This is a genomic window from Enterococcus sp. DIV0236 (genome assembly GCF_050558525.1).
Classification (GTDB): Bacteria; Bacillota; Bacilli; order Lactobacillales; family Enterococcaceae; genus Enterococcus; species Enterococcus faecalis.
On record NZ_CP187891.1, the window covers coordinates 1925798 to 1949142 of the forward strand.

24 protein-coding genes are annotated in these 23345 nt (G+C 38.0%); 3 read left to right on the forward strand and 21 right to left on the reverse strand.

From position 1 onward, the window contains the following. Positions 1 to 46 precede the first annotated feature (46 nt). The 8 genes from era to IGK27_RS09275 form a co-directional block, all read right to left on the reverse strand. Positions 47 to 949 carry a GTPase Era gene (gene era, locus IGK27_RS09240; RefSeq protein ID WP_002359745.1) on the reverse strand — a complete coding sequence of 301 codons (903 nt, stop codon included), beginning with the start codon at positions 947 to 949 and terminating at the stop codon, positions 47 to 49. Between the two features lie 13 nt (positions 950 to 962). Next, on the reverse strand, positions 963 to 1364 hold the full coding sequence (locus tag IGK27_RS09245) for a diacylglycerol kinase family protein (RefSeq protein WP_002382764.1): 402 nt from the start codon (positions 1362 to 1364) through the stop codon (positions 963 to 965). Then, positions 1348 to 1827, reverse strand: a complete 480-nt coding sequence (ybeY, locus tag IGK27_RS09250; RefSeq protein WP_002356745.1) for an rRNA maturation RNase YbeY — start codon at positions 1825 to 1827, stop codon at positions 1348 to 1350. Before ybeY ends, IGK27_RS09245 begins: the two co-directional genes overlap by 17 nt. Continuing rightward, a complete protein-coding gene (locus IGK27_RS09255) occupies positions 1827 to 4025 on the reverse strand; it encodes an HD family phosphohydrolase (protein ID WP_002356744.1) in 2199 nt (732 codons plus the stop codon). The genes ybeY and IGK27_RS09255 overlap by 1 nt, the downstream gene beginning before the upstream one ends. Before the next feature lie 28 nt (positions 4026 to 4053). Then, positions 4054 to 4968, reverse strand: coding sequence for a PhoH family protein (locus IGK27_RS09260; protein ID WP_430596439.1), 915 nt, complete (start codon positions 4966 to 4968; stop codon positions 4054 to 4056). A 242-nt stretch (positions 4969 to 5210) separates the two neighbouring features. Further along, a complete protein-coding gene (locus IGK27_RS09265; RefSeq protein WP_002356741.1) occupies positions 5211 to 5660 on the reverse strand; it encodes a GatB/YqeY domain-containing protein in 450 nt (149 codons plus the stop codon). Between the two features lie 25 nt (positions 5661 to 5685). Further along, positions 5686 to 5862 carry a 30S ribosomal protein S21 gene (gene rpsU, locus IGK27_RS09270; RefSeq protein ID WP_002356740.1) on the reverse strand — a complete coding sequence of 59 codons (177 nt, stop codon included), beginning with the start codon at positions 5860 to 5862 and terminating at the stop codon, positions 5686 to 5688. Positions 5863 to 6027: 165 nt separating this feature from the next. Further along, positions 6028 to 6468 carry a Fur family transcriptional regulator gene (locus IGK27_RS09275; RefSeq protein ID WP_002387080.1) on the reverse strand — a complete coding sequence of 147 codons (441 nt, stop codon included), beginning with the start codon at positions 6466 to 6468 and terminating at the stop codon, positions 6028 to 6030. 98 nt (positions 6469 to 6566) lie between these two features. On the opposite strand from IGK27_RS09275, the gene IGK27_RS09280 reads away from it, so the two are divergent. After that, positions 6567 to 7424 carry a pyruvate, water dikinase regulatory protein gene (locus IGK27_RS09280; protein ID WP_002382760.1) on the forward strand — a complete coding sequence of 286 codons (858 nt, stop codon included), beginning with the start codon at positions 6567 to 6569 and terminating at the stop codon, positions 7422 to 7424. Positions 7425 to 7465: 41 nt separating this feature from the next. Here IGK27_RS09280 and thrB read toward each other — a convergent pair whose 3' ends face one another. The 12 genes from thrB to guaD form a co-directional block, all read right to left on the reverse strand. Next, complete coding sequence (thrB, locus tag IGK27_RS09285) at positions 7466 to 8329, reverse strand: homoserine kinase (RefSeq protein ID WP_002359743.1); 864 nt, start codon at positions 8327 to 8329, stop codon at positions 7466 to 7468. Next, on the reverse strand, positions 8326 to 9381 hold the full coding sequence (thrC, locus tag IGK27_RS09290) for a threonine synthase (protein ID WP_033626427.1): 1056 nt from the start codon (positions 9379 to 9381) through the stop codon (positions 8326 to 8328). Before thrC ends, thrB begins: the two co-directional genes overlap by 4 nt. A 2-nt stretch (positions 9382 to 9383) precedes the next feature. Then, entirely contained in the window at positions 9384 to 10676 is a 1293-nt protein-coding gene (locus IGK27_RS09295) for a homoserine dehydrogenase (RefSeq protein ID WP_002372186.1), read from the reverse strand. Positions 10677 to 10727: 51 nt separating this feature from the next. Further along, a complete protein-coding gene (locus tag IGK27_RS09300; protein ID WP_002356730.1) occupies positions 10728 to 11036 on the reverse strand; it encodes an ArsR/SmtB family transcription factor in 309 nt (102 codons plus the stop codon). Positions 11037 to 11152: 116 nt separating this feature from the next. Then, positions 11153 to 11935 carry a pyrroline-5-carboxylate reductase gene (gene proC, locus IGK27_RS09305; protein WP_002370432.1) on the reverse strand — a complete coding sequence of 261 codons (783 nt, stop codon included), beginning with the start codon at positions 11933 to 11935 and terminating at the stop codon, positions 11153 to 11155. Positions 11936 to 12041: 106 nt separating this feature from the next. Continuing rightward, entirely contained in the window at positions 12042 to 13766 is a 1725-nt protein-coding gene (locus IGK27_RS09310) for a phospho-sugar mutase (protein WP_002356727.1), read from the reverse strand. A gap of 120 nt (positions 13767 to 13886) precedes the next feature. Beyond that, positions 13887 to 15338 (reverse strand): PLP-dependent aminotransferase family protein, encoded by a 1452-nt coding sequence (locus IGK27_RS09315; protein WP_002409692.1) that lies wholly within the window; start codon positions 15336 to 15338, stop codon positions 13887 to 13889. Positions 15339 to 15472: 134 nt separating this feature from the next. Beyond that, on the reverse strand, positions 15473 to 16501 hold the full coding sequence (locus IGK27_RS09320) for a permease prefix domain 1-containing protein (RefSeq protein ID WP_033626428.1): 1029 nt from the start codon (positions 16499 to 16501) through the stop codon (positions 15473 to 15475). After that, complete coding sequence (locus tag IGK27_RS09325; protein WP_002362678.1) at positions 16498 to 16830, reverse strand: PadR family transcriptional regulator; 333 nt, start codon at positions 16828 to 16830, stop codon at positions 16498 to 16500. Before IGK27_RS09325 ends, IGK27_RS09320 begins: the two co-directional genes overlap by 4 nt. Before the next feature lie 161 nt (positions 16831 to 16991). Then, positions 16992 to 17969 carry a GMP reductase gene (gene guaC / locus IGK27_RS09330; protein ID WP_002362677.1) on the reverse strand — a complete coding sequence of 326 codons (978 nt, stop codon included), beginning with the start codon at positions 17967 to 17969 and terminating at the stop codon, positions 16992 to 16994. A gap of 141 nt (positions 17970 to 18110) precedes the next feature. After that, a complete protein-coding gene (locus IGK27_RS09335; RefSeq protein ID WP_002359736.1) occupies positions 18111 to 19442 on the reverse strand; it encodes a nucleobase:cation symporter-2 family protein in 1332 nt (443 codons plus the stop codon). A gap of 3 nt (positions 19443 to 19445) precedes the next feature. Continuing rightward, positions 19446 to 20831, reverse strand: coding sequence for a guanine deaminase (gene guaD / locus IGK27_RS09340; RefSeq protein ID WP_033626429.1), 1386 nt, complete (start codon positions 20829 to 20831; stop codon positions 19446 to 19448). 219 nt (positions 20832 to 21050) lie between these two features. On the opposite strand from guaD, the gene IGK27_RS09345 reads away from it, so the two are divergent. Together IGK27_RS09345 and IGK27_RS09350 are read left to right on the forward strand one after the other, a co-directional pair. Beyond that, positions 21051 to 21677, forward strand: coding sequence for an MBL fold metallo-hydrolase (locus IGK27_RS09345; RefSeq protein ID WP_002372190.1), 627 nt, complete (start codon positions 21051 to 21053; stop codon positions 21675 to 21677). A gap of 40 nt (positions 21678 to 21717) precedes the next feature. Next, positions 21718 to 22422 (forward strand): histidine phosphatase family protein, encoded by a 705-nt coding sequence (locus IGK27_RS09350; protein WP_002364444.1) that lies wholly within the window; start codon positions 21718 to 21720, stop codon positions 22420 to 22422. 56 nt (positions 22423 to 22478) lie between these two features. On the opposite strand, the gene IGK27_RS09355 is transcribed toward IGK27_RS09350, so the two are convergent. After that, complete coding sequence (locus tag IGK27_RS09355; RefSeq protein WP_002382748.1) at positions 22479 to 23327, reverse strand: MurR/RpiR family transcriptional regulator; 849 nt, start codon at positions 23325 to 23327, stop codon at positions 22479 to 22481. Between the last annotated feature and the right edge of the window lie 18 nt (positions 23328 to 23345).

Consider the following 23345-nt stretch of genomic DNA (forward strand, 5'->3'; position numbering starts at 1 on the left):
TGTTTGGAAAGTTCGTTTATACACTCACTTCCCAAACACTACTTTCTTAATATTCTTCTTTGCGATAACCAAAATCTTGTAAATAGATTTTTTTGTCACGCCAGTCTTTTTGGACTTTTACCCACAGCTCCAAATACACTTTGTCATCTAATAAATATTCAATATCTTGACGCGCCTTGGTACCAATTTGTTTCAGCATTTTTCCGCCTTTGCCAATAATGATACCTTTTTGACTGTCCCGTTCCACAATAATGGTTGCTTGGACATGGACTTTATCGTTTTCATCCCGTTTCATTGAGTCCACAACGACAGCGACAGAATGAGGAATCTCATCTCTTGTTAAAAGTAACACTTTTTCACGAATTAATTCGGAAACGATAAAATATTCTGGATGATCCGTAATTTGGTCATCAGGGAAATATTGTGGTCCTTCTGGCATTTGCTCAACGAGAACATCCATCAAATGCTCAAAATTATTTCCTTCAGTGGCAGAAATGGGAATAATTTCTTTAAAGTCCATTTGTTTCGAATAGTCTTCAATGATACTCAATAAATCATCTGGATGGACTTTGTCAATTTTATTAATAATCAAGTAGACTGGACTATTATTATTTTTCAATCGTTCAATAATAAAGTCGTCACCTTTCCCGCGTTTTTGATCAGCACTTACCATAAATAAAGTAGCATCTACTTCACGCATCGCATTATAGGCACTTTCCACCATGAAATCGCCTAAGCGGTGTTTAGGTTTGTGAATCCCTGGAGTATCGATAAAAACAATTTGTGCTTCAGGAATTGTATAAATTCCTTGAATCTTATTACGAGTTGTTTGTGCTTTGTCACTCATAATTGCAATTTTTTGGCCGACAATTCGATTTAACAATGTTGATTTTCCAACATTTGGTCTGCCGACAATGGCTACGAAACCAGATTTATGTTCAGTTGTCATTGTATTTCTCCTCTTATTTCCACATTTGAATGATTTGTAAAATTTTTGGTACAAATAGAATTAGTCCTACTAGCACTGCGAAACCGGCTGTTAATAAAACAGCTCCTGCGGCCATGTCTTTAACTTTTTTTCCGATTGGATGAAAGTGAAAATCCGTAAACATATCTACGACATTTTCAAAAATTGTGTTGATAATTTCTGCCAACCAGACAAGAAAAACAGCCAATAACAACCACAGCCATTCAGCAAGTGTTAAGGAAAACAAGAAACCAAACACAATGGCCGTGACACCAAACGCCACATGTTTGCGCATATTACGTTCTTCTCGAAAAACTGTTTTGATTCCTTGCCAGGCAAATTCTAATGAATTAATAAAATGTTTATTTTTTCCTGTTTGCTCATCTTTTAAGGCCATACGCATCTAAAATCTCTTTCTGTAAACCAAACATTTCTTTTTCATCTTCAGGTTCCATATGATCGTACCCATTCAAATGTAAAAAGCCATGTACTGCCAAAAAGCCCATTTCTCGCTCCAATGTGTGCCCATATTCAACTGCTTGTTCTGCTGCTCGCTCTGTTGAAATAATTAAATCACCTAGATTACGTGGTAGCTCTGCCAACTCTTCATCATCAAAAATAATTGGCAATTCGTCTTCCCCTTCATCCTCTAAAGCAAAACTGATGACATCTGTAGGCATATCTTTGCCCCGATAGTCACGATTAATCACTTGGATACCTGCGTTATCTGTAAAAGTCACCGACATCTCCGTATCTTCGGCAATTTCTAGAAAACCCGCTGCAAATTGCAGCAAGTTTTCGATTTCTTTGATTTCTTCTGTTGGTACTTTCTCGGTTTCATCAATGAAAGTAATATCCATTAGTCATCTCTCTTTTCTTGTTCATCTTTCATTTCTTCTGCTTCAGCTTTCATTTTTGGATACTTAATCCGTGAATGGAAGGTACTGCATAATCCATTAATTAATGATTTTTCAATGATGCGAATCTCTTTCATCGTTAACCCACATTCATCTAATTGGCCATCTGAAATTCTGTCTTGAATCACATTATGCACAAAGGCTTGAATTTTTTCGTTGGTGGGATGATCCATCGCCCGCACAGCAGCCTCACAAGTATCAGCAATACTCACAATCCCTGCTTCTCGTGTTTGTGGACGTGGTCCAGGATAACGGAAGTCGGATTCTTTAATTTCAGGATTGCGTTCTTTTGCTTTCACATAGAAAAATTTCATCAATGTTGTGCCATGATGTTGACGACAAATGTCAATCACCATTTGCGGCATATTGTACTCTTCTAAAATTTTGGCGCCATCAATTACGTGGCCAAAAATAATTTGTTTACTATCTTCTGGTAATAAAAAGTTATGTGGATTTTCTGCTCCAGCAGGTAAGTTTTCCACAAAGAAATTGGCGTGTTTAATTTTGCCAATGTCATGGTAATAACAAGCAACTCGTGTTAATAGCGACCGCCCGCCAATCTCAGCAACAGCGTTAGCGCTCAAACTAGCCACCATCATGCTATGATGATAGGTACCTGGCGCTTCTTCTAACAGTTGTTTTAACAACGGATGGTTCGGATTACTTAATTCATTCAAGACAATCATACTATCATCGGTCACTAATAATTCGATATATGGATGCAAGCCCATTGTTGCTAAAAATGAAAGTACCGTTCCTGCACTTGCACAAATTAAAGCTGTCCACGTTTTACCATCTGTTAAACTCATCCCTTGATAAATCATTAAGACAACCGCCATGAAAACAGGAAAGACCACTACCCACATTAAAGCTGGGAAAACTTGCTCACTCATCCGTTTCCGTTTAACAACTGTTGCTAGAAATCCTGAGAATAAGTACATAATCAGAATAACCGTCAACGAGTTTGTGCCAATAGAATTATAAAAGATAAATAACGCAAAAACGACTTGGAAAATGGCAGCGATTATCCCTGAACGACGATTCACAAAATGATTTAGAATCAGCGGTGCAAAGGCTGCTGGATAGAACAAGGGAATATACATCAACTGCTCTGTTTGGAAAATCTGGAAGAATTTCATTAAAATAACACTGATTAGCATAGCACCCGTGTAAAAGATAATAAACGAGCGTTGTCGCGAAGGCTCAGTCACTTGTTTTGTAAAGAAAATCAACACTTCAACTTGAAGTAAAATAGCTAATGCTAATGCCACCATCGGAAAAATAGAGGTATTTTGACTAGTCATTCCTAGTAGCTCAAGTTTTTCGACCGCTTTTGCATCAATTTGAGTACCTTCACGAACAATAATTTCGCCTTGATAAATCATTGCGGGTTGAACAGCATTCATCGCTTTTTGGCGTAGCTCTTCTGTTCGTTTTTCATTGGCAATATCGTTTACCACAATCCCTTGGTTAACAATGTAACGAATAACTTGTTGCATGGTACTCGTAATATCTAAGTATTGAATTTTACCGTTAGCTTCTTGGCGAATTTTATCTAAATCAGATTCTCGAACGTGATTTTGCATTGCGTCGTCCACCAACATCAAACTTTCTGAACGAACCTTATCCAATTGCTCAGAGGTTAATGTAAAGATTGTTTGATAAAAAACATTAGGAAAACTTTGATAAAACGTAACTTCATCTTGCGGTAAAGATTCAAACAATGATTTTAAGCTAGCTACTCGTTCTTCCACGGTCGGCGCAGGAATCGTTTCTTCCTTTTTGGCCTTCGCTTGCTTGTTGCTGTACTCTTTGTCTACTTTTTCATTCGCAGAATCAATCAATTTAAATAATTTATCAATACGATTATGTTGGACAGATGCCGTATCTTCTTGATAAATATATTCGGGTGTGACAGCTTCTGCTGCCAATTTTTTTCTTTGTTCTGTTTCGTAGGTATTCTCGATATTTTTATTTGCACGAATGGTTTTCTCGGCCAGTTGACCTTCTTTAATTTCTACTCTTTTCTGATGGACACTGCCAAACATAATCATAAATAAAAGAAGAGAAAAAACGGCTAATAAAATAGGTAAATAGGCTTTACCTAAACGATCCCCTAACTTTGTAAGTACTTTTTTCAAAAGGTACTTTCACTCCTTCCCTAACTGCTTAGGAATGCTTTTGTTGTTCTTTTTCATAGGCTTGAATAATTTGTGCCACAACCGGATGACGCACAACGTCACTGGCTTCAAAATTTACAAAGGCAATTTTTTCAATGTCTTTTAACGTACGCTCGGCGTTAACTAAACCACTTGTTACACCACGTGGCAAGTCAATCTGCCTAGTATCTCCATTAACAATCATTTTTGAACTAAACCCTAAACGAGTTAAAAACATTTTCATTTGGGCAACCGTGGTATTTTGTGCTTCATCTAGAATGACAAAAGCATCATCCAATGTACGACCACGCATATAAGCAAGCGGGGCAATTTCAATAACGCCGCGTTCCATTAAACGATTTGTATGATCCATACCAAAAATTTGATACAAGGCATCGTAAACTGGACGTAAATAAGGATCGACTTTTTCTTTTAAGTCACCTGGTAAAAAGCCCAAGCTTTCGCCAGCTTCCACCGCTGGACGAGTTAAAATAATTTTTTGTACTTCGCCTTTTTTTAAGGCTGCTACTGCCATCACCACGGCTAAAAAGGTTTTTCCTGTCCCCGCAGGTCCCACCCCGAAAATGATGTCATGAGTTTTAACTGCATCGATATATTTTTTTTGACCAACATTCTTAATTCGGATGGCCCGACCATGATGGTCCTTCATAATTTCTTCTTCATACATGGCAATAAACGCCTCTAAATTTCCAGCTTTGGCCATTTTTAAAGCAGAAACGACATCTGGCGTATGCACTTTGATGCCTCGTTGAATTAATGTTTGTAGCGCTCTTAACACGGAAGCGACTAACTCTACCTCTGATGATTCGCCAATTAACTGAATAACTTCGCCACGACTATTAATCGTTACGTGGGTATTCTCTTCTAAAAATTTGATATGTTTATCATGTGTTCCTAAAAGCATGTGTGCATCATCAGAATCAGTAAGTATTAATTCCAAAGATTTTGACTGATTATCTGTCAAAAAACGTCCATCTCCTTTATTATATAGTCCTTTACAATGATACCACATTCTTATCTGTTTAAAAAGAAGTCGTACCTGATTTGACTTTGAAAGTCAAAAAAGAGAAAACCGTAAAAAGCTACCGGTTTTCTCTTTGCATAAAAAAACTAGGACAGGATACTGTCCTAGTTTCGATAACGCTCTTAGTTTTCTTGTAATAATTCTTTCACAATTGCGTTAACTTGGTTGCCATCGGCTTTGCCTTTGACTTTCGGCATCATAGCGCCCATCACTTTACCAAAATCTTTTGGTGAAGTGGCGCCAGTTTGCGTCATTACCTCTTGAACTAGTTGACGAATTTCTTCCTCCGTTAGTTGTTGAGGCATATATTTTTCAACAATTGCTATTTCAACTTTTACTTTTTCAACAAGATCGTCGCGTCCCGCCTTTTCAAACTCTGATAAAGAATCTTTTCTCTGTTTCATCTCACGAGACAATACAGTGAGTTCTTCTTCTCCGTTCAATTCACGGCCCGCTTTAATCTGATCATTTTGAATGGCAGTCTTTAACATACGAAGTACGGCTAAAGTTTCTTTGTCTTTAGCTTTCATCGCTGTTTTAATGTCGTCATTCAATGTGGTTAGCAATGACATACCACCAACTCCAATTCATTCAAAACTAGAATTTTTTACGTTTTCTAGCTGCTTCAGATTTTTTCTTACGCTTTACACTTGGTTTTTCGTAGAATTCACGTTTACGTGATTCTTGTAAAGTACCCGCTTTTGAAACGGAACGTTTGAAGCGACGAAGAGCATCATCAAGAGATTCGTTTTTACGAACGACTGTTTTTGACATGTTATTCCCTCCCTCCGAGCTTAAAAAGTAACCGTTTTTCTTATTTGTGGGAAAAACCCACAAATTAAAATACTGTCCTTGTTATATTATAGCTAAAGCATAAATAACCGTCAACCACTCTACTGATAAAATACGAAATTTTTGTTTGATTTTTCGTCTTATTCGCTATTTTTCGCAACAATCGGCACAACGACCAAGGATTTCAAAGCGATGTCCTTCAATTGAACAACCTTTTAACTGTTCTTCAAAAAAATTCATCGGACACATGTGAATTTCTTCCGTTTTGCCACAAACCGTACAAATAAAGTGATGATGATGTTCCACCTCTTGGCAACAACGGAAGCGAAACTTTTGCTCGCCATTTAATTCTGTTTTTTCCAGTAATTCTAAGCGCTCAAAGTCATGCAAGTTACGATAAACCGTATCATAACTGACTCCTTTAAAGGTTTCATTCATAAATTCATACACTTCACGTGCAGAAACATACCGATTTCGCTTAATCAAATAGCTCATCAGTAATTCTCGTTTTTTAGTATATTTTAATCCACTGGCTTTCATGGTTTCTAAGGCTTGTTCAATATTGGTTTTTACTGGTGCCATCGCCATTTCCTCCCTCACCAACCTAAATCAGAATCATTACGAAATAGATTCTGGACTTATGGTATAATAAAATTATTAAAAATGCAAGAAAGGACTTACCCTCTATGACTATTTCTGAAGAAAAAAAATGTGTGACGATTTTTGTCATCTCAGATTCTGCTGGCGAGACCGCTTCAAAATTGGCGGCTGCTTCAATGGCCCAGTACCCCACTGTTGATTTTACTTTGATTAGACGAACATTCGTTAAAGACGAAGATAAACTGGTGCAAGCGTTAGAAGATGCCAAAAAAGCAGAAGCCATGGTACTTCATACTATTATTAATGATCATCTCGTGGCGATTGCTAATCAATTTTTCAATGAGCATCAATTGTTCCATTTTGACATTTTGACACCACCAGTTGCGGAAATCGAACGATTAACAGGTGTCGCACCTATGCGGGAACCAGGTGCCTTACACCATCTGAATGAAAATTATTTTAAACGAATTGAAGCAATGGAATTTGCTGTCAAATATGACGATGGCAAGGACCCACGAGGCTTTTTAGAAGCGGATGTGTTACTTCTTGGCGTTTCCCGAACTTCTAAAACACCGCTAAGTCTCTTTTTAGCCAACAAGAACTTAAAAGTTGCTAATTTGCCACTAATTCCTGAAGCACATTTACCGAAACAATTATTCGAAATGGACCCTAAAAAAATTGTTGGCTTAACCAACGATCCCAATGTTTTAAACGGGATTCGTAAAGAACGAATGCGCGCATATGGATTGCCTGAAAATACTTCTTATTCAGATATTGAAAAAATTCGGCGAGAACTGGCTTTTGCTAATGATCTTTATCAAAAATTAGGTTGTATCGTTATTGATGTCGCTTCTCTTTCAATTGAAGAAACTGCCTCAATGATTCTTAATGCTTTGAACTTAGAAGATCATAGTTATTATTCCACGGAAACATCCGAGGATTAAAAAAAACGAGAAAAAATCACTAGTGATTTTTTCTCGTTTTTTTAAAAGACTTGAACGCCTTCTTGATCAATATTGAAAATTTGGATGCTCGCTTTGGTAGATAATTTCTCCAAACTTTGAACAATTTCGTTGGTTCGTTCTTCTGGCGACAAGATTAGCACAGTTGGACCAGCACCGCTTAAGAAAGAGCCATAAGCACCTTTTTGCTGAGTTAAACGACGAATTTCTTTTAAGTGAGGAACCAATGAACGACGATACGTTTCATGCCATTTATCTTGTTCCATCATTTTGCCTGCTAAAGGTAAATCCCCGTTTAAAATTGCGGCAATCATAACATTGGCAATTGAGCTGGCCGCGACCGCTTCTTTATAAGTCAATTTTTCGGGCAAAACAGCGCGACTTTTTTCGGTAAATAATGGTTCCTCTGGAATAAATGCAATGACATCACACATTGGAAAGTGATGTTTGACATGGTAGACTTGGTTTTCTACATGGCTAGCCACCACGAAATCTCCTAAAATAGCTGGGGCCACATTATCCGGATGTCCTTCCATCTCTGTGGCCAAACGAACTTTTTCTTTAGGGGACAAATTTAAATGTGCTAGTCGGTTAGCTAATTCAATGCCTGCTACAATCACACTTGAGCTACTGCCTAGTCCTCTTGCAAGAGGAATGTCAGAAACCATCCGAATAACTTTTGGTGTTAATTCTGGTGCAATTTTCAATGCCGTTTGAATTAATAAATTCTCTTCATTAGTAGGAATCTCTTCTCCCAAAGTATGTTGAATTTCCCAAAATTCACTTTCACCTAAAACGTTGATTGTTAAATAAGCGGATAATGCAATGCCACATGAATCAAAGCCAGGTCCTAAGTTGGCACTAGTGGCAGGTACTCTTATTTTCATAGTGTTGCGACTCCTTTTCGTAAGTGCAGACGCATTTCTTCCACGTCACTCATTTTTGAAATAGCTACTTCTGTCTCCATTGCTGTATCAGGATCTTTCAGTCCGTTACCAGTAAAGACTGCCACGACGGTTTCACCTGCTTTGATTTTACCGCTTTTAACATGTTGAATAACTCCAGCTAATGAAGCAGCCGAACCAGGTTCAATGAAAACCCCATCTTGAGCAGCAATTTTTCGGTAAGCCGTTAAAATTTCTTGATCTGTCACGGCATCAATGAAACCACCGGATTCATCCCGTGCCTGTTCTGCTAGTTGCCAACTAGCAGGATTTCCAATCCGGATCGCTGTTGCCACGGTTTCAGGTTGCTCAATCACTTGTCCTTTCACGATCGCTGCGGCACCTTCTGCTTCAAAACCATGCATTCTTGGTAAAGTTGTTCCTTTTTTTTCATGCCATTCTTTAAAACCTTTCCAGTAAGCGGAAATATTGCCGGCATTTCCAACTGGAATCGCTAAGACATCGGGCGCTTGACCTAATTGTTCACAAACTTCAAAAGCTGCTGTCTTTTGCCCTTCTAAGCGATAAGGATTCACTGAATTAACTAGCGCAACTGCCTCAGTTTTCGCAATCTCTCGCACCGCTTTTAATGCTTCATCAAAGTTACCTGGAATCGAAATAATGTCTGCCCCATACATAATAGCTTGCGCCAATTTTCCCAGTGCGATTTTCCCTTCTGGAATCACTACATACGCTTTAATGCCTGCTCTTGTGGCATACGCAGCAGCGGCGGCACTAGTATTTCCTGTAGAAGCACAAACAATCGCTTTGGCACCTTCTTCTACCGCTTTTGCTACAGCCATCACCATCCCGCGATCTTTGAATGAGCCAGTGGGATTTAAGCCTTCGTATTTTCCATATAATTGAATACCTAATTCTTTGGATAAATTAGGTAAAGGAATCAGTGGCGTATTTCCTTCGGCTAAAGAAATCATTGGTGTTTTTTCTGTTACGGGCAAATACGCTTGATACTGTTTTAACAAACCTTCATACATGTTTACTCATCTCCTATAACCTTCATTACATTCAATAACTGAAAGGCTTCCGTATTTTGAATAGCTGTCACAACTTGTTGCATTTGTGCTTTTGATATCTGGTGTGTAATGGCAACAATTCTTGCTCGCTGTCCATCTGATTTCTGTTGAACTAATTGATCAAAGCTGACTTCTGCTTTAGTCATTAATTGCGTCAACTGCAAAAATTGTCCTGGTGTATCTGGAACATCTAATGAAAAATAGTACTGCCCAAATACATTTTCGGAACTCGTCAATTGGGTTTTATGTTGATACGAATTGAACATATGGCCAGTCGTTGCCAAGCGAATGTTTTTAGCAATCGTAATTAAATCACTGACCACACTGGTTGCTGTCGGTTTAGCGCCAGCTCCTGGACCGTAATACATTGATTCCCCCACGCCTGCACTTTTTATAAATACTGCATTGTACTCATTCCGAACAGATGCAATAGGGTGCTTTTGATTGACTAGCATAGGCGCCACTTCCACCGAGATACTATTCTCATTTTGTTCAGCAGAGCCAATCAATTTGATTTCATACCCCAGTTGTTTAGCCATAGCGACATCATCTAAAGACAATCCGCGAATTCCACGAATATCAACTTGTGGTAATGAAACATTCATCCCAAAAGCAAATTGACTTAAAATAACCATTTTATAGGCTGCATCGATTCCATCGACATCATTTGTCGGATCCGCTTCAGCAAATCCCAACGCTTGCGCTTCTGCTAAAGCTTCTTCATAACTTTTATCAGCAGAAACCATTTGCGTAAGCATATAATTCGTCGTACCGTTCACAATTCCTAAAACTTTTTGAATATTGTCTGCCGCTAAGCTATTAGCAATTGTTCTTAAAATAGGAATCCCGCCAGCAACACTTGCTTCATAATATAAATCACAATGATGTTTTTGGGCTAACGCTACTAATTCACTCCCATGTTGCGCCAGCAAATCTTTATTAGCAGTCACAATATGTTTACCATTTTCTAAAGCTTTCATGATATACGTTTTGGCTGGTTCAATGGTTCCCATTAATTCCACAACGATTTGAATCTCTTTATCTTCTAAAATATCATCAATTGAAGTTGTTAAAGAAAGACCGTATTCTTCCGCTTGCGCTTGTTTCGTTTCAAGATTTCGGACAAATGCTTTTTCAATGACTACATTCATTCCTGTCACTTGTGAAATTTTCTCTTGATGTTCTTTCAAGAGAGTTAAAACGCCAGTGCCTACAGTCCCTAATCCTAGTAACCCGATCTTTAAGGTATCCTTCATTTTTACCTCCATCAACAGCGCTATTCTAGTTACGCTATTTTTTCCTACTTTTTATCGGTGTTCAATATGCTCAAAGGTCTGATTTAAAATATCTATTACATGATGATCATCTAATGTATAAAAAATCGTTTTTCCTTCGCGGCGTGCCTTGACAACCCGGCTATCTCTTAATAATTTTAGTTGATGAGAAACGGCGGACTGTTCCATTCCCAATTGTTCACTAATCGCCGTTACATTATGCTCGCCTTCTTTTAAAAGTAGCAAAATTCTTAAACGTGTTGGATCACTTAATACTTTATATAATTGACTTACTTGTTTGATTTCTTCCATTTGTTTCATTATAGTCGCCTCACTTTGCACTCATTATAACACAGAGTTTTTTAAAATAAGAACTGCGATTGTTCTTTCCTACGAAAAATATGGCACAAAGAAAGTTGGAAAAATGACAAACTTGTCGATTTTCCAACTTTCTTCATCTATTCGTGGTTGGCTTGCTGAACTGCATCCATCACGGCATAACGGAAGCCATTTTTTTCTAGAGCTACGACACCGCGAATCGTACTTCCTCCTGGAGAAGTCACTTCATCTTTCAATGCTCCTGGGTGTTTTTTCGTGTCTAAGGCTAAGGTCGCCGTTCCTTTTATCATTTGAGCGACAATTTCATAAGATAAGTCTCTTGGTAACCCTTCTAAGACTGCTGCATCTCCCAATGCTTCCATAAAGATATCAACAAAAGCTGGACTGCAACCAGCCACAGTACCAAAAGTTTCCAGTTGCGCTTCACGAATTTCTTTGACTAACCCTAAAGTAGCAAGAAGTTCCATTACCAGTTCCTTCGTTTGGCCTTCAATTGTTGGTGCCAAGGCTACGCCAATCACGCCTTGATTCACGCTAACTGGTGTATTAGGAATGGCATGAACAACTTTGGCTTCTTTATTGCCAAGGGCCATTTGTGCTTCTTCTATGGTATGACCTGTTGCAACAGAAATCAATAGACTTTCGTTGGAAAAATGAGGGGCTAATTCCTGAAGGACAGGTAACACGACCTTTGCTCCTGTCGCAATAAAAATAACCTTACATTCTTGGAAAAGTGCATAATCTGTGACAAGTTGAAAGCCCCACTCTTTTTGAAGTGCTTCTGCTGTTCCACTTGATCCGCCTTTCACATATAAATGTTCCTTCTTGACTGCCTCAGCTTTCAGTAACCCTTTAATCATGGCACCGCCCATACTGCCAGCACCGATAAAGCCAATTTTCATAGCATTCCCTCCTTAGTTAAATAAAGTGTTTGTGTCAAAAGTCAATTAGCTTTTGACACAAACACTAACATTCGTACTTTTTTCCGTACAGCCTGTTTCGTTTATTTTATTTTGTTAATTCATTAACGACTGCTTCAAACGCAGCAATTTTTTCAGAAGCTTCTGAACTACTTGTTGCTTTTGTTGCTAGATAGAATTTAATTTTTGGTTCTGTTCCTGATGGTCGGATAGCAATCCAACTGCCATCTTCTAAATGATATTTCAACACATCAGAAGGAGGCGTTTGTAATTGTTCTGTTTGACCATCTGCAAAAGTGCGTGTTAATTCTTTAAAATCTTCCGTTTGAGCAACTTGAATCCCGGCAAACTCAGTTGGCGCTTGTTCACGACATTTTGCCATTAAAGCTTTGATTTTACCGCTTCCTTCAATTCCGCTCATTGTTACGGAAATAGTTTTTTCTTCAAAGTAACCAAATTCTTCAAAGATATCTTGTAAGCCATCGTATAATGTTTTTCCTTGTTTTTTATAGAAAGCCGCTACTTCTGCTAATAAAACTAACGCTTGAATTGCATCTTTATCACGAACAAAAGGTTTCACTAAGTAACCATAACTTTCTTCAAAACCAAACATAAACGTTTGACTGTGGTCTTCTTCGTATTGTTGAATTTTTTCAGCAATAAATTTGAAACCTGTTAAAACATTAAACATCTTCGTATTATATTTCTCAGCAATCGCTGTAGCAAGTTCACTAGAAACGATTGATTTTAGAACCGCAGCATTTTGAGGCAACGTGCCTGCTTGTTGATGGGCTTCTAAAATATAATGAATCATAATTGAACCTAATTGATTTCCTGTTAATACTTGGTAGTCTCCGTTTGGCATCCGCACAGCAGCACCTAAACGATCAGCATCTGGATCTGTTGCAATCAATAAATCAGCGCCTTCTTTTTCCCCTAAACGAATCGCGTATTCAAAAGCTGAATGTTCTTCAGGGTTTGGTGACTTAACTGTAGTAAAGTCAGGATCAGCAACGGCTTGCTCAGGTACTAAAACAAATTTTTCAAAACCGGCTTGTTTTAATGCCTTTTCTCCTAACATTTTCCCAGTTCCATGTAAGGGAGTGTAAACTAATTTTAATTCTTTACCCATTTCGTTAATTAATTCTTGATTAATCGTAACTGTTTTAATTTCTTTCAAATACGCGTTATCGACTTCTTCACCAACAATGTTAATTAAACCGCTGTGGGCAACTTCTTCATCTGATAAGACATCAATTTTCAAAGGATTTTCGATACTACGAACATATTTAGTTAATGCATCTGCATCAGCTGGCGGCATTTGACCACCGTCTTCACCATAGACTTTGTAGCCATTATAGGCAGCTGGATTGTGAGAAGCCGTAATCATGATTCCCGCAAAAGCTTTAAAGTAGCGGACCGCAAAAGATAATTCTGGTGTTGGTCGTAAGCTTTCAAACACAAAAGAAGGAATATCATGTTTAGCTAATGTTTTAGCTGCTTCCATTGCAAATTCTGGAGACATATGACGTGAATCATAGGCAATAGCTACACCGCGACGTTTTGTTTCAGGATCTTGCGTATCCATAAAACGTGCAAGTCCTTCTGTTGCTTGACGAACCGTAAAGATATTCATCCGATTAATACCGGCGCCTAAAATCCCGCGCATCCCGGCAGTCCCAAATTCTAATGGTGCGTAAAATGCATCTTCACATTTTTCAGGGTCTGTATTTAAGTCCTTTAATTCATTTTTTAAATTTTCTGGAATATTTTCTTCATTTAACCATTGTTGGTAAACTTGTTCCCAAGACATGGAAAACACCTCATTTGTTTTTTTGTTTTTACTTTTTAAGTATAGCATTGGATATTCGTTTAGAAAAGGGAAGTTATAGCGTTTTCTCTCAGCAAATGATTTTTATAAGAAAAATCTTACTTAGTGTTCTATTTTTGTTTGTCTATTTTCAGAAAGCTGTCGTGTAATCCGTACCATTCGCTCACAAAAAAGAGGCATTTCTTCTGGTGAAATTCGGGAACAGTTCAAGCGAATACTTCCACGTTTTTCACTAAAAGCGACACTTGGTGCTACCAAAACACCTTCTCGTAAAAACACTTGCCAATCTTCTGGCTTAAGTGCCCCTTGACGCCAATGCGCCCATAAATAAAAGCCGCCTTTTACTGGCGAAACTTCCCATTCTGGCAACGATTTAAATACTTGATATACAGCTGTTGCTCGTTGTTCCACTTGTTTATTTAATAACGTAATTTTTTCAGAAAAAGAAGGATCTTCAATCGCCATTTTAGCGAGCATCTGCGGAAAAATACTCAACGAAACATCCATCATTTTTCTGGCTTCTGCAATTTGTTTCGTCACGGAGGCAGGCGCACTTAACCAACCAATTTTCGTGGTCGAACCTAAAATTTTTGACAACGAACCGATATACAAGACATTATCTGGATCTAATTTTTTTAAAGGAGGAATTTCTGTTTTCGGGATAAAACTTAGCTGCCCAAAAACATCATCTTCTAAAATAGGAACTTGATACGTTTGACAAACTTTCACGAGCTGTTCTCTTTTTCTTAAAGGCATCACTGTCCCAGTCGGATTTTGAAAGGAAGGATTAACCATAACCATTTTGATGCGATGTTGTCGGATTGTTTGTTCTAGCGCTTCAAGATCAATCCCTTCCTCTGTCATGGGCACACCAAATAAGCGCACACCAGCAGCTTGGAAAATTGGTAAGGCATAGAAGAAAGATGGATCTTCTACGGCAACACTATCTCCTTGTCTCAATAAAACTTGCAAAACTAAAAAAAGTGCTTGTTGCGCGCCTGAAGTAAGCAATAAACTTTCACTTGGTAAATGAAGCTGATATTCCGTTGCTGTAATGGCTTGGATTTCTTTTCTTAACGGCAAATAACCTAATTCATCTTGTGCTTCCTCTTTTAAAAATTGTTTCCAATTTAATGCTGGAAAATCGAAACTGGGAATTAAGTCTAACGGCAACTCGCCTGTATACATATCTAAGTCAGTCGGCAAATTTTGTTTAGCACGTAACTCAATCTCTGCCACCAAGGGATGAACTTGTTTGAACACATTTTGTTCTAAATAACGATGCCAATCCGTTCGTGGCGTCATCATTACCCCCCATTTTCCTTCGTTGACAATCGTTCCGCTCCCTCTTTTTCGCACAATCCAGCCTAAGTCCACCAGTTCGTCTAATGCATGAACAACGGTTGAACGATTGACAGACAAGTACTCTGCCAGTTTACGTTCTGAAGGGATTTTTTCGCCTGGTAATAATTCGCCAGTTTGAATCTTTTGAACAATCATTTCCATAATACTGCGATAAATGGGAACATTTTGTTCTTTTTTAAGTTGCCACATAGCAATCACCTCAACAATTGGATGAGTTAAAAGTAATCCAGTTTAATGCTTTTGTCAATCGAAAATACAAGAAAAGTGAGACAGCCGTTTTGACGAATGTCCCACTTTTCTGTTTTACTATTAACAGGTTTGTCTCAATGTTTGTGTAAAAATGCTTGGATGGTGTTATAAAAGATTCCTGCGAACATAAAGATTAACCAACTAAACCGCCAATCCCCTAAAACAAAACTAATAAATAGATAGAGTGCCACAACTAAGGGCCAATAAACGGATGCAATAATTGCACCGACAGGATTTCCCACAGGTCCTTCCTCTGTTTTTGTTTGTTGAGGGGCAAAATCAGGATGACCAACATGTTCTGAATAAAAATAAGTTTCATTTAACAATTTATTAAAACTTCCTTTAATTACTCCACCAAATATAAACAAGAAGACGCCAACCGATACTAAAAAGAAGAGCCAACTAATCCCCATCGTTCCATTATAATATTGTCCGCCCATCATTTGATGCATGGAACGGCGCATCATCAGATGAAGGCCACTACTAAAGACAACAACTGGGATTAAACCCAAAATACAAAAAACTACGCCCGCTGCCATACAAAAAATAAATGATCGTTGAAAACTTTGTTCTCTTTGTGCAACTTCTTTTTTTAACTTAATCGGAATCAATCGTTGCCCCAGCTGTTTGTCCATTGCAACAAACCGATTACCAGCAACAATAAATAATGGAACGCCGATTGCCACACCTATGAAAAGACAAACTAAACCGAGACCGTTAGAAAGAACACCACGCATACCAACCAGCAAGCCAACACCCACCATGATTGCAACAACACCAAGACCAATTTGAATAGCACCTTTACGTTGGACAGCTAAATAGTCAAGTCCTTCCTCCACTGAAATTTCTGGCAAACCGTTCATTGAATCGTTTGTTTCATCCACTTGTTTATTTTCTAAATTCAATTCTTCCATTAATTCATCAATAGTACCAAATTCAGAAATAATTGTACCAATTGCTTCATTTTCCGATTTTCCTTGGCTGAGCAAATCTTCATAACGATCCTCAGCATTTGCTAATAAGTCCGCCTTTAATTGTTTTGTTTCAGTTGTTTCAACAACGCCTGAAAATAAGCTATCAATAAATTCTTCTATAATTTTCATTTTCCCATCTCCTTTACAAATGCTTCGACGACGTCTTTTGTTACTTCCCATTCTAGTAACTTTTCCTCTAAATAACGCTCTCCTGCATGGGTTATTTGATAATAGGTCCGCTTTTTGCCATGCGTTACTTCTCCTGGAAATGATTCAATGTAGCCATTTTTCTCTAAACGTGTAAAAGCAGAATAAAGTGTCGTTTCTTTAATCGAATATTGTTCATTAGAAATTTCACGAATGCGTTTAGAAATCGCATAACCATATGAAGCGCCGGATTGTAAGATTGAGAGAATAAAGGTATCGTTGTATCCTCGAATTGCATCACTACCAATCACATAAATTCCTCCCTCAAGTACTTCAACTATCGTACTACGTCTGTCGTTGTAATTATCTTAACACGATTACTACGATAGGTAAAGTAAAAAAAGCACGTAATGCAGAAATCATTTTAATTTCTGCACTACGTGCTGTCTTCTTTTCAGTCTATAGTTGAATGTTAAATGGTATCACCATTAAAAATAGAATTTTTTACAATCACATAATCAACTTTACGAATCGCTTCTAAATCGCGACCTCCCGCGTATGAAATGGAAGATTGTAAATCTTGTTGCATTTCGACTAAAGTATCTGCCAACTTCCCTTTATGGCGTAACCAGATTTTTTTGCCTTCAACGTTTTTCTTTTCGCCTTTTTGGAATTCAGAGGCGCTACCAAAGTATTCTTTGTAAACAACACCATCTTCCACTTTGGTTTCACCTGGTGATTCTTCATGTCCAGCAAATAATGAACCAATCATGACCATAGTTGCCCCAAAACGCACAGATTTTGCAATGTCTCCATGGGTCCGAATTCCACCATCTGCAATAATTGGTTTCCGAGCAGCTTTGGCACACCAACGTAAAGCCGCTAACTGCCAGCCACCTGTCCCAAAGCCAGTCTTAATTTTAGTAATACATACTTTTCCTGGTCCAATCCCCACTTTGGTGGCATCGGCTCCAGCGTTTTCTAATTCGCGAACGGCTTCTGGCGTTCCAACATTGCCCGCAATAACGAACGTTTCTGGTAAAAATTTTTTTAAGTGTTGAATCATATTAATCACCGCATTTGAATGACCATGGGCGATATCAATTGTCACGTAATCAGGAACTAAACCTTCTCGGGCTAACGTTTCAACAAAAGCGTATTCCCCTTCTTTCACACCCACACTAATTGACGTGATCAAGCCCTTTTGTTGCATTTTTTTAATAAATGGCACTCGCGCCTCTTCATCAAACCGATGCATAATATAAAAATAACCATTTTCAGCAAGGGTTTCCGCAATCGTTTCATCAATAATTGTTTGCATGTTCGCTGGAACGACAGGCATTTTAAACGAATGTTTTCCTAAAGTTACTGTAGTATCACATTCAGAACGACTATTCACGATACATTTATTGGGAATTAATTGGACATCTTCATAATCAAAAACTTTCATACTTACTGCCTCCTAGTTATTTACAAAAATAACGTAAAAACCGAACATTCGGTCATTTAACGTTCGTGTTTAAAAACACCATTGTTAATTTACACTATTTACCGCCACTTGTCAAAGGCGTTTTAACGAAAATTAATCTTTTCACCCTTCTTGAACGTTTGGTAAAATGGCCTGCAATAAAATAGCAACAATTGAGGCAGTTGCCACGGGTGAACTAAATAAATATTGTAAAAATTGTGGTAAAGTTTCCAAAAACTCTTTTGGTAACAATGTCAACGCTAACGTCATAATAATCGGAACGGCAATTACATACATCTCTTTTTCATGAATTGTTACATCACTCATGACTTTCATTCCACTTACAGAAATGATGCCACAAACGACCACAAAAACACCGCCGATAACTGGTGCCGGAATGGCCGAAATCAAGGTGGAAAGTTTTCCAGATAAGCCAAATAAGACAAACCACGCACCTGCAGCCACAAAAACCTTGCGACTAGCAACTCCAGTGATTGAAATAATCCCAGCATTTGTAGAGTAACTAGTTACTGGCGTGCCGCCAATGAATGAAGAAACTAAGCAACCTAAGCCTTCACCAATTACGCCGCGATTAATTTTTTCTTCGGTCAAAGGTTCAGCGACAACATGACTCACAGCAAACCAAGTGCCTGTTGTTTCCGCCATTAAAACCAGATAAATAACTAACATCGTGGCAATGGCTGACCAATCAAATTGGAAAGAAAAGTTAACTAATGGTAACTGAGGCAAACTAAACCAAGCCGCTTCACTAACGGCTGATAAATCAAGTACCCCTAATAATTGTGCCGCGATGCTCCCAAATAATAATGCCAAAATGACAGAAGAAACGCGGAAAATCCGCCCTTTTTTCAAAGCAGAACCTAAGAGCGCAAAGAAGATCAACGTACCCGCTGCTATAAATGCTAATAAAATATTTTGTCCTAATTCCCCTTTTGCGTGGTAAATATTATCCGATAAAGCGACTGGCATTAACGAAAGCCCCACCACAAAAATAATTGTTCCTCCCACAATTGGTGGAACAAATTTAGTGATTAAACGATTAAAGATACCAGTAAATCCTAATATAATAACAACAATTGCCCCCACTAAACTAGCACCTAAAACTGCGCCCCAGCCATTTCCTTGTTGGTTATTGGCAAAATAAATTCCTGCAATTGCCCCGATTGGAATAAATGAAGGGCCTTGCGCAACTGGTAATCTCATACAAAAATGAGATTGAATAATCGTGGCAAGTCCTGCTGCTATGAATGTTGCTTGGATTAAAGAAGACGTTTGTGCTGTGCTAATCCCAATAATTGAAGCAATGATCACAGGTACGACGTACACGTCCATTGCTAAGACATGCTGAATCCCTAACATAGTGGCCTGCCCAAAAGATACTGAATCTTCTGGCCCCACTGTTAAATGAAGATTATTTTGTTTCTTTTCACTCATTTTTTATACTCCTTTAGTTGCTGACATTAAATTTTTATCATGTACTTTTTCACCTTGTACCCAGACTTCTCGAATATTTTCTGGTCGTGCTAAATATAAGATTTTTTGGAAAATATCAAGCAATGATTCCCCTGGATTTTTAGGGATTCGTGCTTGTGACAAGCTTGTATTAATAATTTGAACATCCCAAGCATACCCTTTTTCTAATTTTCCAATTGGTAAACTTAGCGCTTGACCACCACCAGCAGTAGCTAAATAAAACGCTTCATTTACGGTAATCCGTGCTGTTTTAACACCTCGTATTTCTGTTTTTTTTGTAGCATCTACACCATCTTCTAACATTCTAGAAGAAATAACCGCTTGCTTTAAATTGTCAAAAAGACTTGGTGAAAAACCACCTGAAAGATCACTACCTAAACCAACTTCTACTTGATGTTGATGTACTAATTTTGCAATCGGTGTTACTGCATTGCCAAAATAAGCATTAGAGATTGGGCAGTGCGCCACAGCCGTCCCTGTTTCATGGAATAAATTCATATCTGCTTCTTCTAAAAAGCCTGCATGTGCCATCACTGCTTTTTCTGTTAATAAACCAAAATCATTCAATGCTTGAGCATCATTTTTTCCAAAACGTTCTTGAACAAATTGATGTTCCCAATCACTCTCACTACAATGACTTTGAACATGGACTTGATATTTCGCTGCTAATTCTCCTAATCCTTTAAGTGCTTCCTCTGTACAACTAGGAATGAAACGCGGAGTTACAACGGGATACACGCCTTGTTTTGTTTGCTGCGCTAATGTTTGAATTTCTTGAATAAACCGTTCCGTTTCTTCTAATGCTTGTTGCGTTGTTTGATCACGATAGTATTCTGGATTCTCATTAAGATCATCCATTACAACTTTACCAATTAAGCCACGCTGCCCTTTTTCCGCACAAATCTCTGCCAAACGACGGCTAGCTTCATAATGAATGGTTGCAAAATAAAGGGCTGTTGTTGTCCCATTAGCTAACAATTGGGTTACCAATTCATCATAGACTTGTTGGGCAAATGCTAAATCTGCAAATTTGGACTCCAAAGGAAACGTGTACGTATTCAGCCATTCATACAATGGAATATCCAAGGCGGTCCCTGATTGTGCCCACTGAGGTGCATGGACATGTAAATCAACAAAGCCGGGTAAAAGATAAGAATCTTGGGGCAATTCTTGAAAACGTTGTGCCTCTTTTTGTTCTGCTAGCACAGTTTCATACGCTTCAGCATCTGGTTCAATTATTTTCTGAATTACTCCGGCCTCATCTATACAAAAAAGTGTCTCTTCATAAACTTTAATCTCTTGCAAATTTTTACTAGAAAAACCTGTTCCTTTTATTACAAAATGAAACATTTAATAATCCTCCTTACTATCACATGAAGATTATACATAAACTTTCGCTTAATAACTATAAAAATGTGATTTTTTTTAAAAAAATACGTGTTCAAACAAGCAAAAACCGAACATTCTAAGAATGATTTATTTTTTCTTTGGATAAACAAGAAAACTTTCTATTCTTAAGATTCTTCGGTATACTTGAAGAGAATCGTTAGAACTTTAGGAGGTCCTGAGATGATACAGATCGAACAAATTAGAACAGGTGTTATTCAAGAAAACTGTTATCTTGTTTATAATGAAGAAGCATTATTAATTATTGATCCAGGTGCAGAAGGAGCAAAACTAATTCAAGAAATTACCCGTTTAGGGAAGAACCCAGCCGCTATTTTATTAACACATACTCACTATGATCATATTGGTGCGGTAGAAGAATTGCGCCATCATTATCAAATCCCTGTTTATGTTAGTCCATTAGAACAAGCGTGGCTTTCCAATCCTATTTTGAATCTTTCAGGATTAGGCAGACATGACGATATAGCAAATATTATTGTTCAACCCGCCGAACATGAATTTAAACTAACCGATTATGAAATTGGCGGCATGAAATTTTCCGTAGTCCCAACACCTGGTCATTCAATTGGTAGCGTCAGCTTTGTCTTTGATGATTTTGTTGTTGTTGGGGATGCATTGTTTAAAGGTAGTATTGGTCGTACCGATTTACACACTGGTGATATGCAACAATTATTACACAGCATTACGACCTATCTATTCACTTTACCAGAAGAATTTCCTGTTTATCCAGGCCATGGTGATGCCACGACCATTCAACATGAAAAAGCCACAAACCCATTTTTTAATTAGAGATTTATTCACTATTTAAAGAAACTTAGGAGGAGTAGCAATGACTGAAGCAACGACACTTTATATTATTCGTCACGGAAAAACGATGTTTAATACGATTGGCCGTACCCAAGGCTGGTCAGATACCCCCTTAACCAAACAAGGAGAAGAAGGCATTTATCATTTAGGCTTAGGTCTTAGGGACATAGACTTTAAGGAAGCCTATAGTAGTGATAGTGGTCGTGCCATGCAAACCGCTCAGATTATTTTACAAGAACATCAAAACCACCAAAAGATTCCTTACCTAACCGATAAACGGATTCGTGAGTGGTGTTTTGGTTCTTTAGATGGTGGCTATGATGGTGAACTTTGGGGTGTGGTGCCACGCATTTTAGCTTTTAAAAGTTATGAGGACATGATGACCACAAAGATTACCTATCGTGAGCTAGCAAATGCTATTATTGAAGCCGATACGGCTGACTGGGCGGAGCCTTATGAAGTTATCCGTGATCGTGTTTGGTCTGGTTTCGAAGATATCGCTCATCATCGAGAAAAAAATGGTGGCGGCAAAGTCATGGTGGTTTCCCATGGACTAACAATTTCCTTTTTACTTTCCTTAATTGATGCAAGTTTGCCTATGCAGATGGCGCTGGAGAATGGTAGCGTGACGACCTTAACTTACGAAAAAGGAACATTTACCATTCAAGGAATTAATGATATTTCTTATATTGAAAAGGGAAAAAAGATCGCTGAAAAGCGCCGTTGATAGTAAAAAAAGAGAAGGTTATCTGTCATTTTGACAGATAACCTTCTTCTTTTTATTTATTCTTTTAAACGTTCTACATTTTTTCTTGAGATTTGAATTTTTTCTAAGGTTTCCTTATAGTTTTTTGCTGCATAAGCAAAAAATAAAACATCAACTACATACAATTGTGCCACCAAGGAAACAGTAGCCGCACTTCTCAATGGCACGTCTTCCCCACTAGAGGTTTGAAGGACTATATCACTTTTTTCACCAATCACTGATTTTTCATCTTGTGTGATACTAATAATAGGAATCCCTTGCTGCTTCGCTAAATCAGCTAAAGTACTTGCTTCTTTATTCGTTCCAGAATTAGAAATAACAATAAAAACACTAGGCTTTTCTGTTGAGCCTAACATGGAAGCAAATAAATGATGATCCAATGTTGTAAATACCGTTCGGCCTAATCGCGTAAACTTTTGATAAATATCTTGAGCAACCAACGAAGAGGCGCCCAACCCATAGACAAAAATTACTTCTGTTTTTTCCAACAAATCAACGGCTTCATTCACTGCGACATCCTCTAATGTCTGACCGCTTCGCTCAACCACATGAACAAAGCGCGCCTGTAACTTTTGTTTAATATCAGCTGTTGATTCCCCTTTAGTAACTTCAGTGTACATTTGCTGCTTCATTTGGCCAAGATTTGCAGATAATAAAAGTTTCAACTCTGTAAAGCCATTCACATCCATAGAATGACAAAAACGAATAATTGCCGCTGGACTTGATCCTGCTTGTTTCGCTAGCTCTTGCGCATTCATTGAAATAACTGTTTCTGTATTTTTTAAAATATATTCTGCAATTTTTCGTTCTGATTTTGGTAATTGTTGTAGACGATCTTGGATAGATAAGACAATATTTTGTTGCATAAACACCCCTCCTGATAC

Excerpts from the sequence above, each read along its gene's own strand:
- era (WP_002359745.1), bottom strand. The coding sequence starts at position 949 with ATGACAACTGAACATAAATCTGGTTTCGTAGCCATTGTCGGCAGACCA.
- IGK27_RS09245 (WP_002382764.1), bottom strand. The coding sequence starts at position 1,364 with ATGGCCTTAAAAGATGAGCAAACAGGAAAAAATAAACATTTTATTAAT.
- ybeY (WP_002356745.1), bottom strand. The coding sequence starts at position 1,827 with ATGGATATTACTTTCATTGATGAAACCGAGAAAGTACCAACAGAAGAA.
- IGK27_RS09260 (WP_430596439.1), bottom strand. The coding sequence starts at position 4,968 with ATGCTTTTAGGAACACATGATAAACATATCAAATTTTTAGAAGAGAAT.
- IGK27_RS09265 (WP_002356741.1), bottom strand. The coding sequence starts at position 5,660 with ATGTCATTGCTAACCACATTGAATGACGACATTAAAACAGCGATGAAA.
- rpsU (WP_002356740.1), bottom strand. The coding sequence starts at position 5,862 with ATGTCAAAAACAGTCGTTCGTAAAAACGAATCTCTTGATGATGCTCTT.
- IGK27_RS09275 (WP_002387080.1), bottom strand. The coding sequence starts at position 6,468 with ATGGCGATGGCACCAGTAAAAACCAATATTGAACAAGCCTTAGAAACC.
- IGK27_RS09280 (WP_002382760.1), top strand. The coding sequence starts at position 6,567 with ATGACTATTTCTGAAGAAAAAAAATGTGTGACGATTTTTGTCATCTCA.
- thrB (WP_002359743.1), bottom strand. The coding sequence starts at position 8,329 with ATGAAAATAAGAGTACCTGCCACTAGTGCCAACTTAGGACCTGGCTTT.
- thrC (WP_033626427.1), bottom strand. The coding sequence starts at position 9,381 with ATGTATGAAGGTTTGTTAAAACAGTATCAAGCGTATTTGCCCGTAACA.
- IGK27_RS09295 (WP_002372186.1), bottom strand. The coding sequence starts at position 10,676 with ATGAAGGATACCTTAAAGATCGGGTTACTAGGATTAGGGACTGTAGGC.
- proC (WP_002370432.1), bottom strand. The coding sequence starts at position 11,935 with ATGAAAATTGGCTTTATCGGTGCTGGCAGTATGGGCGGTGCCATGATT.
- IGK27_RS09310 (WP_002356727.1), bottom strand. The coding sequence starts at position 13,766 with ATGTCTTGGGAACAAGTTTACCAACAATGGTTAAATGAAGAAAATATT.
- IGK27_RS09315 (WP_002409692.1), bottom strand. The coding sequence starts at position 15,338 with ATGTGGCAACTTAAAAAAGAACAAAATGTTCCCATTTATCGCAGTATT.
- IGK27_RS09320 (WP_033626428.1), bottom strand. The coding sequence starts at position 16,501 with ATGAAAATTATAGAAGAATTTATTGATAGCTTATTTTCAGGCGTTGTT.
- guaC (WP_002362677.1), bottom strand. The coding sequence starts at position 17,969 with ATGAAAGTTTTTGATTATGAAGATGTCCAATTAATTCCCAATAAATGT.
- IGK27_RS09335 (WP_002359736.1), bottom strand. The coding sequence starts at position 19,442 with ATGAGTGAAAAGAAACAAAATAATCTTCATTTAACAGTGGGGCCAGAA.
- guaD (WP_033626429.1), bottom strand. The coding sequence starts at position 20,831 with ATGTTTCATTTTGTAATAAAAGGAACAGGTTTTTCTAGTAAAAATTTG.
- IGK27_RS09345 (WP_002372190.1), top strand. The coding sequence starts at position 21,051 with ATGATACAGATCGAACAAATTAGAACAGGTGTTATTCAAGAAAACTGT.
- IGK27_RS09350 (WP_002364444.1), top strand. The coding sequence starts at position 21,718 with ATGACTGAAGCAACGACACTTTATATTATTCGTCACGGAAAAACGATG.
- IGK27_RS09355 (WP_002382748.1), bottom strand. The coding sequence starts at position 23,327 with ATGCAACAAAATATTGTCTTATCTATCCAAGATCGTCTACAACAATTA.